This is a genomic window from Caballeronia sp. LZ024, assembly GCF_031451455.1.
GTDB classification, from domain to species: domain Bacteria; phylum Pseudomonadota; class Gammaproteobacteria; order Burkholderiales; family Burkholderiaceae; genus Caballeronia; species Caballeronia telluris.
Genome location: NZ_JARUXL010000004.1, coordinates 596,452 through 608,988 on the forward strand (window position 1 = coordinate 596,452; position 12,537 = coordinate 608,988).

The 12,537-nt window shown below is 64.2% G+C and carries 14 protein-coding genes; 5 read left to right on the top strand and 9 right to left on the bottom strand.

Translation table 11 applies throughout. From position 1 onward, the window contains the following. Positions 1–231: 231 nt before the first annotated feature. The 7 genes from QCE48_RS24890 to QCE48_RS24920 all read right to left on the bottom strand — a co-directional run bounded on the left by QCE48_RS24890 (position 232) and on the right by QCE48_RS24920 (position 7,201). On the bottom strand, positions 232–966 hold the full coding sequence (locus QCE48_RS24890; protein WP_309782949.1) for an ABC transporter ATP-binding protein: 735 nt from the start codon (positions 964–966) through the stop codon (positions 232–234). A gap of 128 nt (positions 967–1,094) precedes the next feature. After that, positions 1,095–3,023 (bottom strand): branched-chain amino acid ABC transporter ATP-binding protein/permease, encoded by a 1,929-nt coding sequence (locus QCE48_RS24895; protein ID WP_309782951.1) that lies wholly within the window; start codon positions 3,021–3,023, stop codon positions 1,095–1,097. Positions 3,024–3,030: 7 nt separating this feature from the next. Next, positions 3,031–3,906, bottom strand: a complete 876-nt coding sequence (locus QCE48_RS24900; protein ID WP_309782952.1) for a branched-chain amino acid ABC transporter permease — start codon at positions 3,904–3,906, stop codon at positions 3,031–3,033. Between the two features lie 82 nt (positions 3,907–3,988). After that, the gene (locus QCE48_RS24905) at positions 3,989–5,203 is read right to left on the bottom strand and encodes an ABC transporter substrate-binding protein (protein ID WP_309782954.1); all 1,215 of its coding nucleotides are present in this window, start codon (positions 5,201–5,203) and stop codon (positions 3,989–3,991) included. Positions 5,204–5,478: 275 nt separating this feature from the next. Next, positions 5,479–5,673, bottom strand: a complete 195-nt coding sequence (locus QCE48_RS24910) for a DUF2934 domain-containing protein (protein ID WP_309782955.1) — start codon at positions 5,671–5,673, stop codon at positions 5,479–5,481. Positions 5,674–5,838: 165 nt separating this feature from the next. Then, positions 5,839–6,555 (bottom strand): anti-sigma factor, encoded by a 717-nt coding sequence (locus tag QCE48_RS24915; RefSeq protein WP_309782957.1) that lies wholly within the window; start codon positions 6,553–6,555, stop codon positions 5,839–5,841. Then, positions 6,545–7,201 (bottom strand): RNA polymerase sigma factor, encoded by a 657-nt coding sequence (locus QCE48_RS24920; RefSeq protein ID WP_309782958.1) that lies wholly within the window; start codon positions 7,199–7,201, stop codon positions 6,545–6,547. Before QCE48_RS24920 ends, QCE48_RS24915 begins: the two co-directional genes overlap by 11 nt. A 248-nt stretch (positions 7,202–7,449) precedes the next feature. Between QCE48_RS24920 and QCE48_RS24925 the strand changes: the two genes are divergently transcribed. Together QCE48_RS24925 and QCE48_RS24930 are read left to right on the top strand one after the other, a co-directional pair. Continuing rightward, complete coding sequence (locus QCE48_RS24925) at positions 7,450–8,418, top strand: metallophosphoesterase (protein ID WP_309782960.1); 969 nt, start codon at positions 7,450–7,452, stop codon at positions 8,416–8,418. A 2-nt stretch (positions 8,419–8,420) separates the two neighbouring features. Continuing rightward, entirely contained in the window at positions 8,421–8,759 is a 339-nt protein-coding gene (locus QCE48_RS24930; protein WP_309782961.1) for a cupredoxin family copper-binding protein, read from the top strand. A 7-nt stretch (positions 8,760–8,766) separates the two neighbouring features. Here QCE48_RS24930 and QCE48_RS24935 read toward each other — a convergent pair whose 3' ends face one another. Both QCE48_RS24935 and QCE48_RS24940 read right to left on the bottom strand, forming a co-directional pair. Continuing rightward, positions 8,767–9,537: a protein phosphatase 2C domain-containing protein gene (locus tag QCE48_RS24935; protein ID WP_309782962.1), complete on the bottom strand. Its 771-nt coding sequence runs from the start codon at positions 9,535–9,537 to the stop codon at positions 8,767–8,769. 142 nt (positions 9,538–9,679) lie between these two features. Further along, positions 9,680–9,973, bottom strand: a complete 294-nt coding sequence (locus tag QCE48_RS24940; protein WP_309782963.1) for a hypothetical protein — start codon at positions 9,971–9,973, stop codon at positions 9,680–9,682. A gap of 475 nt (positions 9,974–10,448) precedes the next feature. Here QCE48_RS24940 and QCE48_RS24945 point away from each other — a divergent pair, with 475 nt between their 5' ends. The 3 genes from QCE48_RS24945 (at position 10,449) to QCE48_RS24955 (ending at position 12,527) form a co-directional block, all read left to right on the top strand. Beyond that, positions 10,449–10,934 (top strand): lecithin retinol acyltransferase family protein, encoded by a 486-nt coding sequence (locus tag QCE48_RS24945; RefSeq protein ID WP_309783777.1) that lies wholly within the window; start codon positions 10,449–10,451, stop codon positions 10,932–10,934. 32 nt (positions 10,935–10,966) lie between these two features. After that, positions 10,967–11,209, top strand: coding sequence for a hypothetical protein (locus tag QCE48_RS24950; RefSeq protein WP_309782964.1), 243 nt, complete (start codon positions 10,967–10,969; stop codon positions 11,207–11,209). Positions 11,210–11,417: 208 nt separating this feature from the next. After that, complete coding sequence (locus QCE48_RS24955) at positions 11,418–12,527, top strand: VOC family protein (RefSeq protein WP_309782965.1); 1,110 nt, start codon at positions 11,418–11,420, stop codon at positions 12,525–12,527. Positions 12,528–12,537: the final 10 nt, after the last annotated feature.

Consider the following 12,537-nt stretch of genomic DNA (forward strand, 5'->3'; position numbering starts at 1 on the left):
ATAGTGCGCCTGCCGGCGAGCGCGCGCCAGCACCTGGAATCGCTTCGCCTGAATATGTACCAAATAGTACATTTAATTGCGAACGACGTCCATCACGACTACTTGCGTTCAGCGTCTGCTGAACAGGTGTGGATTTTTGACAGCGCGTTGGCGATGCACGGCGGCACGCTGTTTTGTCCGATCAATCGGTGCGTGCCGCCGTTTTGCGCAAGTGAGGTCGACCGTTGGCGGTCAGTGGCTGGTGCCGAGGTAGGCGGCCTTCACCGACGGATCGTTGCGTAGCTGCTCGGCCGGCCCGTGCGTGGCGATGCGGCCGTTTTCCAGCACGTAGCCATAGTCCGCGACGTTGAGCGCGGCGGCCGCGAACTGTTCGACGAGCAGCATCGTCACGCCTTCCTGCTTGAGCCTTTCGATGATGCGGAAGACTTCTTCGACAAGGATGGGAGCGAGGCCCATCGACGGTTCGTCGAGCAGCACGAGATCCGGGTTCAGCATGATGGCGCGTGCCATTGCGAGCATTTGCTGTTCGCCGCCCGATAGCGTGCCGGCGAGTTGATGACGCCGTTCCTTGAGGCGCGGAAAGAGTTCGATGGCGCGTTCGAGGTCGGCGGCGACGTCGCCTTTCGGACGCGCCCAGGTCAGGCGCGGGAATGCGCCGAGGATGAGGTTGTCAGTGACCGACATGGTCGCGAAGACGCGCCGGCCTTCGGGCGAATGCGCGAGGCCGAGGCGCGCGATCTTGTGCGAGTCCATCGCGTCGATGCGTTTTGCGTCGCCGCCGACGCCCATGGTGATCTCGCCGTCGGTCGCCTTGATCATGCCGGAGATCGCGCGCATCGTCGTGGTCTTGCCGGCTCCGTTCGAGCCTATCAACGTGACCACCTGTGCCTTAGGCACGTCCATCGATATGCCATGCAGCACTTTTACCTTGCCGTAGCCGGCGTGCAGGTTTCTGATCGATAGCATTTTTTTCGGTTCTCTGTGTGGCGGGTTCGTCTTGCGGGAAACTTGGTTTCGCTTCGCTGAAAGACCGCTAAGAAAGCAAGTTCCATCGAGGCGCAGATACAGCAAACGGCGCGCGAGCGATGACCACCCTACGCCGCCTGCCCCCCTAAATAAGCCTCGATAACCTTCTCATCGGCCTGCACCTCGGCAGGCTTCCCTTCGGCAATTTTCTGCCCGAAGTCCAACACCGAGACCGTGTCGCAGACACTCATCACCACGTCCATGTGATGCTCGATGAGCACGAGCGTGATCCCGTGATTCCTGACCTTGCGAATGATCGCGATCAGCTCGCGGATATCGGGCGCCGTAAGCCCCGCCGCGGGCTCGTCGAGAAGGAGCAATTGCGGATCGAGCGCGAGCGCCCGAGCGATCTCCAACAGCCGCTGGCGCCCATAGGGCAGATTGCGCGCCTCTTCGGTCGCCACATCCTCAAGCCCGACGAAGCGCAGCAGGTTGAACGCGCGCTCTCGCGCGGCACGCTCCTCGCGTCGGTACCGCCCGGTCATCAACCCGACATCGGCGAAATTGGACTTGAACGTGTGATGCAATCCGACCAGCACGTTCTCCAGCGCCGTCATCTCGCCGAACAACTGCACGTTCTGGAACGTCCGCGCAATGCCCGACAGCGCGATGTTCGCCGACGTCCGCCCCGCAATCGACTGACCGTCGTATTCGATCGCCCCCGCGCTCGGCACATAGATGCCCGTCAGCACGTTCATCATCGTGCTCTTGCCCGATCCGTTCGGCCCGATCAGACCGTGAATCGTGCCGCGCCGCACTGTCAGGTTCACGTCGTTGAGCGCCTTCAGGCCGCTGAACTGCATCAGGATGTTGCGCAGCTCCAGGATGTTCCCGGCGCCCTCGGTACGCACCGCGAGCACCGCATCGGCCTGTGCGTCCTCGAGATCGGCGGGATCGATCTTCGTCACGCGCACGCGCCCGAGACTCAGGATCTTGCGCACGAAGCCGACAATGCCGTCCTGCAGGTAATACACGACCAGCAGGATCATCAGGCCGAAGATGGTCAGGCGCCAGTCGGTCAGTGCATCGATCCAGTACGAAAAGATCGCAAGGCCCGCCGTGCCGATCACGGGAATCGCCACTTTCTTCGGCGTGCTGATGCGGCGCGCGAGCGCAATCACCGCGCCGATCACGACGACCGCCGCAAGCAACGTCGACACGGTGCGGAACATCGAGATGTCGTCGAGCAGTTTCGGCAGCAGCACGATGATCGTCGAGCCGAGCACCGCGCCCGTGCGCGTCTTGCGTCCGCCCATGATGATCGCGAGCAGGAACAGGATCGTCAGTTCGAAGTTGTAGGTGTTCGGCGAGATGTACTGCTCGGAATACGAATAGAGGCAGCCGGCAAGACCCGCGAAACCCGCGCTGATGACGAACGCATAAACCTTGTGGCGATACACCGACACGCCCATGCAGTCCGATGCGATCGGACTGTCGCGCAGCGCCTCAAATGCACGGCCCAGATGCGACTTCAGCACGCGATGCACGACCACCAGCGACACCACGAGCAGCACCGCGACGAGCCAGTAGTATTCGACTTCGTCCAGCCTGTGACCGGCGATCGTGGGCTTCGGAATCTTGAGGCCCATCGGTCCGTTGGTGAGGAAATCCATCTCGTTGATGAGAATCTGGATGATCGTGCCGAACGCGAGCGTCACCATCGCGAGATACGGGCCGGACACGCGCAATGCCGGCAGCGCGAGAATGGCGCCGAAGCCCGCCGTCACCAGAATCGCGAGCGGCGCCGTGACGAAGAACGGCATGCCGAGCTTGATGAAGAGCACGCCCGCCGTATAGGCGCCGACGCCGAAAAGCCCCGCGTGCCCGAGCGACACCTGCCCCGTATAGCCCACCACGATGTCGAGACCGAACAGCAGGATCGCGTAGATCATGATGGTCTCGACGAGATGGATGTAGTACGGATTACCCGACAGCACCGGAAATACCGCGAGTGCGACGAGCCCGACAGCACCCGCGACGATTTTCTTGATGTTCACGGTAGCCTCAGACTTTCTTGATGGCGGTCTTGCCGAAGAGACCCGCCGGCTTCATCGCCAGCACGATCAGCAGGAGCACGAGTCCCGGCACGTCCTTGTAGCCGGTCGATATATAGAAGCCGGTCGTCGTCTCGGCGATGCCGAGAATCATCCCGCCCACGATGATCCCCATGCCGCTCGACAGCCCGCCGATGATCGCCACCGCGAACGCCTTGAGGCCGAGCACCGCGCCCATCGTCGCGCCGGTCAGCGTGAGCGGCGCGATCAGCACGCCCGCAAATGCAGCCGTGAGCGACGACAGCGCATACGAGAACGTGATGACGAGTCCGGTATTGATGCCCATGAGCGAAGCGGCATCGCGATCGTTGGCGGTCGCGACCACGGCCTTGCCGAAAATGGTCTCGCGATTGAAGAACTCGACCGCGAGCATCATCACGAGCGCGCCGCCCACCACGAGCAGTTCCATCGGCAGCACGTTGGCGCCGAACACCTTGATCGGCGCTTCGGGCAACGGCGACGGAAAGCGCAGGTCGTCGCGGCCCCACACGTTTTCCGCGACGTTCTTGAAGATGATGCCAAGCGCGATCGTCGACATGATCCAGCCGAATTCGGACTTGATCTTGATCGCCGGCCGCACGCCGATGCGTTCGACGAACGCGCCTTGCGCCAGGCCGAAGAGACACACGAGCGGAATCATCAGCCAGTAGTTCACGCCGATGGAAACGAGCGTCAGGCCGACGAGCGCGCCGAGCATCAGCGCATCGCCTTGCCCGAAGTTCAGCGTGCCGGACGTGGCAAACGTAAGTTGATAGCCGAACGCGATGACGGCATAGATCATGCCGAGCGCGATGCCGCTATAGACAAGCTGGAGAAGAATGGACATCGTCGGGCCGTCGAAGGGAACCACAAGGAAAAGCCGCCTTCGCCATCAGGCGAAAGCGGCTCCCGCGCACACGACCAACGTCTTAGTTAGAGGCAGTCGTCTGCTTCGTGCGAAGCGTGCTGCCGCCCTTCTTGTCGGCGTCGTAGGCGTAGACCACGCGGCCGCCCTTCACTTCGCCGACCACCGGCACGTTCGGGCTGATCGCGTCGTGATCGCCGTGCGTGAACGGCTTGTCGTAGACCATCACGACGCCTTCCACTTTCGTGTTGAGGCTTTCGAGCGCGGCGCGCACCTTCGGACCTTCCGTCGAACCGGCCTGCGTGATGGCCGCGGCGAGCAGGTAGATGGAGTCGTATCCCTGCGCCGCCGACACCGGCGAATCGATGCGATCGTTCTTCGGCTTGAATTCCTTCAGGTACGCGTCGATGAACGTCTTGCGTTTCGCCGTGTTCGCTTCCTGGATGAAGGTCTGCGGCATGCGCGCGCCTTCGCCGTTCGCGCCGGCGTTGTCGATGTAGTTCGCCATCGAAAGCGTCCAGCTACCGACGAGCGGCACCTTCCAGCCGAGCTTCGCCATGCCGTTCGCGATCTGCGCGAGTTCCGGTCCGATGCCGTAGGTCAGCACGGCTTCAGCGCCCGCTTCCTTCGCCTTCAGCAACTGGGCCGTCATGTCGACGTCCTTGATGTTGAACTTCTCGACGGCCACCGGCTTCACGCCCTTCGCCGACAGCGCCTTCTCCAGATCTTCGCGGCCGAGCTGGCCGTAGTTCGTGGAGTCGGCGAGAATCGCGACCTTCTTGAAGCCGCGCTTCGTGATCGCTTCCTCGACGATCATCGGCGCCTGGATGCGGTCAGGCGCTGCGTTGCGAAAGACGTAGTTGTCGGGCTGGTCGTCGAACTGGCGCGTGATGATCGTGCCCGTCGCGACGTTGTTGAAGACCGGCACCTTCGCTTCCTGGAAGAAGCGTTGCGACGCGAGCGCGACACCGGTGTTGATATAGCCGACCACCGCAACGACCTTCTCCTTGTTGATCAGCTCCTGGGCGATCTGCACGCCGCGTTCGTTCTTCGCTTCGTCGTCGCGTTCGACGAGCACGATCTGCCGGCCGAGCACGCCGCCCGACTTGTTGATTTCGGCGGTCGCGAGGCGCACGCCGTCACGCATGCTCACGCCCATCGACGACGAGCCGCCGGTGAACGGGCCGTCGACGCCGATCTTGATCGGGTCCGCCGCGTAAGCCGTGGCGAATGCGCCGAATGCGAGCGCACCCGCGATGAGCTTCAGTTTGATACCCATGATGTGTCTCCATCGCATGAATCGTTTTTGTCAGACGGGATGCCCCGATGTGGCGTGCCGGCTGGCGCTTTTCTTTCCGAACGTTTGTGCATAACCGATCGGTGATCGAGTGTAGAAATTGTAAGGATCAGACAATATTCGGAGATACCCGAACGCATGAGCGCTGGCGCACATGAAAAAGCGGCGGGTTTGGCGAAAAACCCGCCGCTTTGTTGTGTCTGATTAAAGTGAGCGAAGCGCTCTTGTCGTTCGACCCGCGCGTTGTTCTTGTGTGTTCAGGTTTTTGTCATCGCTTCGCCAGCCGGGCCGGTGTCGCTCTGGTCTTCCGAAACCGGTTCGACATCGTCGCCGCCGAGATTCGCGCGCGCCTCTTCCCAGAACTCGTCGGCCCGCCCTTCCGGGTTGCCCGCCGCTTCCCAAAGTTCATACGCTTTCCTGCGGATTGCTTCTTCCTTCGACATGTCGTCCATACGGCGCTCCAGGGAGTCGGTCAGACGGATGATTCGCTGCCCGCGCGCACCATCACGATGCGTGCGTGCCGCGACGCCATCCGTTTGCGCTGCGGCCTCGCCATGTCAGCAATCGCTATGCCGATGGCGAAACGTTTGCGCCCGCTGCTTGAACCGTGTTTTCCATCAGCGGCTCTCGTCCGTCTGGAGCGCCTGCGCGAACTGGCGAAGGACCGAACTCGACGCGTCGCTGACCGCCCAGTAGCTCATGCCGTCGCGACGCCAGTTCGCGAGCGCATAGCCATCGTCGGACTGCGTGACGGCCGTCGACGGTTTGCCAGCCGGCGCGTTCGCGGCATGGCTGCCGTCGGGAAACACGTAGACGTCGATCGGATGCTTCAGGTAGCGATACACCAGCACCGCGACCGGCCGATGCCCCACATAGTCGAGCCGCCCGCCGACGAGCGCGAAGCCCGGCTCGCGCGGATCGACGACCGGCGGCACATAGTCGATGCGTCCGTTGAACCACGGCTTGACGGTGTGCTTGTCGCTCGACAGCACGTCCATCGTGCGGTCCGAGATCAGCGCGCGCACGTGGCTCGACACGACCTCCTGCGCGATGCCGTCGGACGGCGCGGGGCGCTGCAAGCTCAGAAACGCGGTGAACGCGAGCGCGCACAGTGCGCTGCCGGCCAGCGTCCCGCCGACGAACGGACCGGACCACGTTGCCCAGGCGGGCCAGTTCCAGCGCGCACGCTTGTCCGCACGCGCCCGCCGCGCGGGCGCCGCTTCCGCGCGCACACGCGCCACAATCTGCGCGCGCAGATGATCCGGTGCGCGCTGATTCAGCGAGCCGTCGCGCAGCCGCGCGCCCAGCGAAACGATTTCGTTGTCATTGTCCATTGCTCGACTCCCCTGCGTCGGCTGATCCCACCGATGGCCTGCGCACGAGCCGCACGCCCGGCCGCTCGCCGGCACCGCCTTGCGCGGCGCGCACCGCGGCCGCAAGCAACGGCCGGCCACGCGCGAGCCGCGACATCACCGTGCCGACCGGCACGCCGATCACCGATGCGACATCGCGATAACTCAGGTCCTCCAGTTCGCGCAGCACGAGCACTTCGCGGTATGCGACCGGCAACGCTTCCAGCGCGCGGTGGATCAGGTGCACGTCGTCGCGGCGCACGGCGAGCGTCTCCGGATCGTTGCCCGACTCGTCGATCCAGCCGGGCAGCGGATCGTCGCCCTGCAGGTCGTCGTCGTAGGACGTGCTGTCCGCCTTGTGCAGCCGGCGCCGCCATTCCGTGAACCACGTATTGCGCACGATGCGCAGCAGCCACGCCCGCGCGTTGCCGGCCTCTTCGCCTTCGAAGCTATCGAAGAAGCGGAACGCGCGCAGAAACGCTTCCTGCACGACATCGTCGGCGTCGCTCGGACTGCCCGTCAGCCAGCGCGCGAGGTTGTACGCCGCGTCCAGATGCGGGAGCAACGTCGCCTCGAAGCGCGTCGGCGCATCGCGGGCGTCCTTTTTGGCGGATCTCTGATGCCACATCGTGCGGCTCTCCTTTCGTATGACGCCGCATGTTGCCGCCGCGCCGTCTCCGCTTCCAAAGACTGACGCCGCGCGCGGTTTATTCCCGCTTTCTCCCGCTGATGCAAAAAATATAGATGGAATAAGCGCGCGGCGCCGCGGGTTCGATGGACGAATGCCGCGCGGGCCCCGACCGACAGCGGCTCGTTCGTTCACGCAACCGGCCCGGCGAATCGCGATGACGCCGCCGCCTTTTCGAGGAGACCGCAATGACCGCTTCCACCGATCCGACCAATTTCACCGACGACGAATTGAGCGCACACGGCCAGCGCCGCCGAACGGCGCTCTCATGCATGGCGTGGGCGGGCGCCGGGGTCGTCTGGACGCTTTCCGGCGGCGTGCCCGGCTCGCGCCTCTTCAACAGCGCCGAGGCCGCAGAGACCGACAGCCGCGCGTTCAGCTTCATCCAGATCAGCGACAGCCACATCGGCTTCGCGAAGGATCCGAACATGGAGCCCGCGAGCACGCTCGCCGACGCCGTCGCGAAAGTGCGCGCGATGCGAGAGCGTCCCGCGTTCATGATCCACACCGGCGACATCACGCATCTCTCGAAGCCCGCCGAGTTCGATACGGCCGCGCAGATCATCGACGGCGCCGGGCTCGACGTGCATTACGTGCCCGGCGAGCACGACGTGCTGGTCGACGAAGGCGCGCCCTACTTCGAGCGCTTCGCGAAGAGCAACGGCGCCACGAAGTGGTACAGCTTCGACCAGGGCGGCGTGCATTTCATCGGGCTCGTCAACGTGATCGACCTGAAGGGCGGCGGCCTCGGCTTTCTCGGCGACGCGCAGCTCGACTGGCTCAGGCGCGATCTCGAAGGCCGTTCGAGCAGCACGCCGATCGTCGTGTTCGCGCACATTCCGTTGTGGTCGCTGTATCCGCAATGGGGCTGGGGCACCGACGACAGCGCCCGCGCGCTCGCGCTGATGAAGCGCTTCGGCTCGGTGACGGTGCTGAACGGCCACGTCCATCAGGTCGCGCAGAAGGTGGAAGGCACGATGAGCTTCTACTCGGCGCTCTCGACGGCGTTCCCGCAACCCGCGCCGGGCGCGGCCGCCGGTCCCGGGCCAATGAAGGTGCCCGCCGAGCGTCTGCGCTCGATGCTCGGACTGCGCTCCGTGAACTACGTCGCGCAACGCGGCGAACTTGCCATCGTCGATACGACCCTCGGAGCCTGATCATGAACGAGTCACGCAGACACGCCGCCCTGTCCCTCTTCGCACTCGCCGCGATGGCCGCAAGCCCGCTCGCGCGATCCGCCGATGCCAACGACGCGACGATCCACATCGACAACTTCGCGTTCAGCCCGCAGACCCTGCGCGTGGCGGCCGGCACGAAGGTGACCTGGGTGAATCGCGACGACATGATCCACACCATCGTCGACGAGAACAAGAGCGCGTTCAAGTCCACGCCGATGGATACGGATCAGAGCTTCTCGTTCGTGTTCGCGAAGCCGGGGACATACCGTTACTTCTGCTCGATTCATCCGCAGATGACGGGGACGGTAGTGGTGGAATGACGCGGCCTCACACCGCCGGATTCAACTGCGTCTTCTCCGAACCGAACAGGTCCTGCGCATGCACGACTACCGCCGAGATGTTGTCGCGCCCGCCGCGCGCGAGTGCCAGTTCGACGAGCCGGCCGGCCGCCCGCTCGCAATCGCCGCTTGCGAGCTCGCTCAGGATCTCCTGCTCGCTCACTTCGTTGGAGAGACCGTCGCTGCATAGCAGGAAGGTGTCGCCGTCGTTCAGGTCGACGGCGTCTTCGTCCAGTTGCAGCGAGTCGGTCGCGCCGACCGCGCGCGTGATCAGATGCTGCGCCGGATGATGCAGCGCTTCCTCGGCGGTGAGCTGGCCGCGTGCTTTCAGTTCCTCGACGTGACTGTGGTCGCGCGTGAGCTGACGCAGGCGTCCGTCGCGGCATAGATAGATGCGGCTGTCGCCGGCCCACAGATAACCGCAGCAGCGCTCGCGCGCCAGCAGCAAGACCACCGTGCTGCCGATGCGCTGCACTTGCCGCCGCGCCGCTTCCATGCGCAACTGGCCGTTCACCTGCGTGAGGCGCTCGCGCGCATCGGCGACGACGCTCGCAAGGCCGTCGGGCGCCGTGACGCCCGCGAGGCTTTCGATCACGAGGCGGCTCGCTAGATCGCCGACGGCATGGCCGCCCATGCCGTCGGCGACGGCCCACAGGCCGCGCGCCGGCTCGTCGAGCAAGGCATCCTCGTTGATCTGCCGCACGCGTCCCGCGTCCGTGCGAGCGGCCGATGTCCATCGAAACTCAGTGGTCATGGTCACGACACCCTCTGCGATCTTCCGATCATCAATGCTGCGTTGATCCGATGCGGCGCGGCGGCACTCGCGGTGCCGTTCAATTGTGCACCCGCGCGCCGTGCCCCGCGTGGCAAATCGAGCAGGTCTCGCTCGCGCGGCCTCGTCGCTAAACCGTCTTTGCGTTGCCGGCGATCGCGTTCGGGCTCACGGTGATGTTGGAATTGTCGCCGCTGTTGCGGACATCGACCGACTGGAACTGGTTGATCATCTGGTCCGCGTTGAAGTTGTTGGTGATGTCGTAGATGTTCACGACGCCGCCGAAGCCTTGCTGCCGCTGCGGCGAATAGGGCGTGATCCATCCATAGACCCAGGGCGCGCCGCCACCGCCGCCGATGGAGGCCATCGCCTGGTGGTCGAGATCGCGGTCGTATTGCAGATCGGTGACGGTGATGGCGCTCATGTCGGTCTCCAGGCGTGTGCGTCGAGGATGGAACGCCCGGTATCTTGCAAGCCCCATGCCGGTTTTCACGCCGACGCCTGCATTCACGTCAGCGCCTGATGCGGCGCGGCTCGCCGGTTCTTTCGCGTTCAGGGTGCAACGCCCGTCGTTCTGCTTTCGTCGGCGCGACGCCAACACTCGGCGTTGCACGCGCGGCTCACAGCCAACACTCCCCGATCCCTTTCCCGGCTTAAATGCGCGCTGAAGGCAGTGGTGCCGCGCACCAACAAACCTCGCCCGAAAGTGTTGGTCATGCCGCGACAGGCGAAGGCGCAGATTCGCCTACTCAAGAGCTATTTCGCTTTCAAATCAATCACTTGTAATAACTGGCCCGATTGATGCAGCGACCTTCGCAACGAGACGCAAAACAGACACCTCAGCGACTCGGACGAAAAAACAATCGGAGCGAGCCATGTACGTCAACCAACCTTCCGCGATGTTCGAACACCAAGGCGCCGTCTCCGCGACCACCTTCTCGTTCGGCACGGAACCGGCGCTCGGCACCCAGCTCGTTACCCTTCGCTCCGGCTACGAACACCACGGCATCTACATCGGCAACGGCCGCGTCATTCATTACGCGGGCTTCGCCAAGTCGCTGCATCGCGGTCCGGTCGAAGAAATCTCGCTCGACCAGTTCGCCGCCGGCCATCAGGTTTCGATTCGCCTCAACCCGACTGCCGCCTTTGTCGGGCTGGAGGCCGTTCGCCGTGCGCAAAGCCGCCTCGGCGAAGACGACTATCGGCTGCTGACGAACAACTGCGAGCACTTCTGCGCGTGGTGCCTGTTCGGCGTGAACCGCAGCCAGCAAGTGGAAGCCTGCTTCGCCAGCCCGCGCGTCGCGATGCATGCGGTCGCGGGACTTTTCCGGGCGTTGATCGTTGCAAAGCGCAGCCGGTTCTTCGCCGGCGCTCACGCTGCCTGAAGCGCAGCTCGCCAAGACCCAAGGGGAAGATCATGCACACGGACAAGAAATCGCTGCACTGGGCCGTCGACAAATGGCTCGCGCCCACGCCGGCGATGCCGGCCCGCGTCGTACGCTTTTGCCGCTCGGCGCTCGGACGCCATGTCTGCGTCGAGGCGCTGCGGCCGACCGGCATGCTCGCGATCATCTTCTTTCGCCACGACGACGGCTCGTGGAACGTGTTTCCGCCGCAGGCCAAGCGGCCGTCGATGGGCGTGGGGCGGCTGGCTGCGTGAGGCTTTATCCGGGGCTTCCGGTACGGTCTTTGCGTAGGCTGATGCACGGCGCGCAAGCCTGACTTCGCCGGCTTTGACATCCCGATCGCGCAACCGCTACTCTACGGGCAACTTTTCCCGCTTTGCGTAACGTGGCCGTTACGAACGTCGTGGCCCGCCCATACCGCGCATCGCCTGGATGCTTGCCGACCCATTAGAGATAAAGCCGATGACTCACTTCGACTCCGATTCTTCCGCCCGCCCGACCCCCGACGAAGGCGACGGCGACAACCCGCTCGGCATCGCGGGGCTGGAATTCGTCGAGTTTTCGAGCCCGGACCCGGAAGGACTCGCGGCGCTTTTCGGGCGCCTCGGCTTCGTGCCGGTCGCGCAGCACGTCAGCAAGGCAGTGACGCTGTACCGGCAGGGCAGCATGAATTTCCTCATCAACGCCGAGCCCGACTCGTTCGCGTCGCGCTTTGCCGAGACGCATGGCGTGGGCATCTGCGCGATCGGCATCCGCGTGCTCGACGCGCAGACGGCGCACGAGCGCGCCGTCGACTTCGGCGCGTGGGATTTCGAGGGCGAGAAGATCGGCCCGAACGAACTGGCGATTCCGGCCATCCAGGGCATCGGCGACTCACACATCTATTTCGTCGATCACTGGCCGGGCAAGCATCCGTCCGGCGACAGCGAGGCGTCGATCTACGATATCGACTTCCGTCCGGTCGAAACCGCCGATGCGTCGAGCGCGGGCACGGGGCTTTTCGAAGTGGATCACCTGACGCAGACGGTCGGCGCGGGACGCATCCGGGAATGGCTCGATTTCTATCGCGAAGTGCTGCACTTCGAGGAGATTCATCAGGTGCACCCGGACTGGCACGTTTCGCAGGATTCGGCGGTGACGGTGTCGCCGTGCGGTTCGATCCGGATTCCGGTGTACGAAGAAGGCACGTACCGCACGGATCTGATGCAGCAGTATCTGCCCGATCACGAAGGCGAAGGCGTGCAGCACATCGCGCTGGCGTCAACGGATATTTTTGCTTCCGTCGACGCATTGATCGCGCGCGGCGTGCGCTTCGTCGAGCCGCCGGCGCGCTACTACGATCAACTCGACGCGAGGCTGCCGGGGCATGGGCTCGATGTCGCGCAGTTGCGTTCGCGCGGCATTCTCGTCGATGGCGAGATCGGCGAGGACGGCACGCCGGAGTTGTTCCTGCAAACGTTTCTCGAACGCGCGCCGGGCGACATGTTCTTCGAGATCGTCGAGCGGCGCGGGCACCACGGCTTCGGTGAAGGCAACCTGGGCGCGCTCGCGCTGGCTCGCTCGATGGGTTGAGCGGCCAGCG

What these genes read in the sequence shown, in the direction of transcription:
- QCE48_RS24955 (WP_309782965.1), top strand. Translation starts at nt 11,418, where the DNA reads ATGACTCACTTCGACTCCGATTCTTCCGCCCGCCCGACCCCCGACGAA.
- QCE48_RS24945 (WP_309783777.1), top strand. Translation starts at nt 10,449, where the DNA reads ATGTTCGAACACCAAGGCGCCGTCTCCGCGACCACCTTCTCGTTCGGC.
- QCE48_RS24905 (WP_309782954.1), bottom strand. Translation starts at nt 5,203, where the DNA reads ATGGGTATCAAACTGAAGCTCATCGCGGGTGCGCTCGCATTCGGCGCA.
- QCE48_RS24930 (WP_309782961.1), top strand. Translation starts at nt 8,421, where the DNA reads ATGAACGAGTCACGCAGACACGCCGCCCTGTCCCTCTTCGCACTCGCC.
- QCE48_RS24890 (WP_309782949.1), bottom strand. Translation starts at nt 966, where the DNA reads ATGCTATCGATCAGAAACCTGCACGCCGGCTACGGCAAGGTAAAAGTG.
- QCE48_RS24940 (WP_309782963.1), bottom strand. Translation starts at nt 9,973, where the DNA reads ATGAGCGCCATCACCGTCACCGATCTGCAATACGACCGCGATCTCGAC.
- QCE48_RS24925 (WP_309782960.1), top strand. Translation starts at nt 7,450, where the DNA reads ATGACCGCTTCCACCGATCCGACCAATTTCACCGACGACGAATTGAGC.
- QCE48_RS24950 (WP_309782964.1), top strand. Translation starts at nt 10,967, where the DNA reads ATGCACACGGACAAGAAATCGCTGCACTGGGCCGTCGACAAATGGCTC.
- QCE48_RS24920 (WP_309782958.1), bottom strand. Translation starts at nt 7,201, where the DNA reads ATGTGGCATCAGAGATCCGCCAAAAAGGACGCCCGCGATGCGCCGACG.
- QCE48_RS24915 (WP_309782957.1), bottom strand. Translation starts at nt 6,555, where the DNA reads ATGGACAATGACAACGAAATCGTTTCGCTGGGCGCGCGGCTGCGCGAC.
- QCE48_RS24900 (WP_309782952.1), bottom strand. Translation starts at nt 3,906, where the DNA reads ATGTCCATTCTTCTCCAGCTTGTCTATAGCGGCATCGCGCTCGGCATG.
- QCE48_RS24910 (WP_309782955.1), bottom strand. Translation starts at nt 5,673, where the DNA reads ATGGACGACATGTCGAAGGAAGAAGCAATCCGCAGGAAAGCGTATGAA.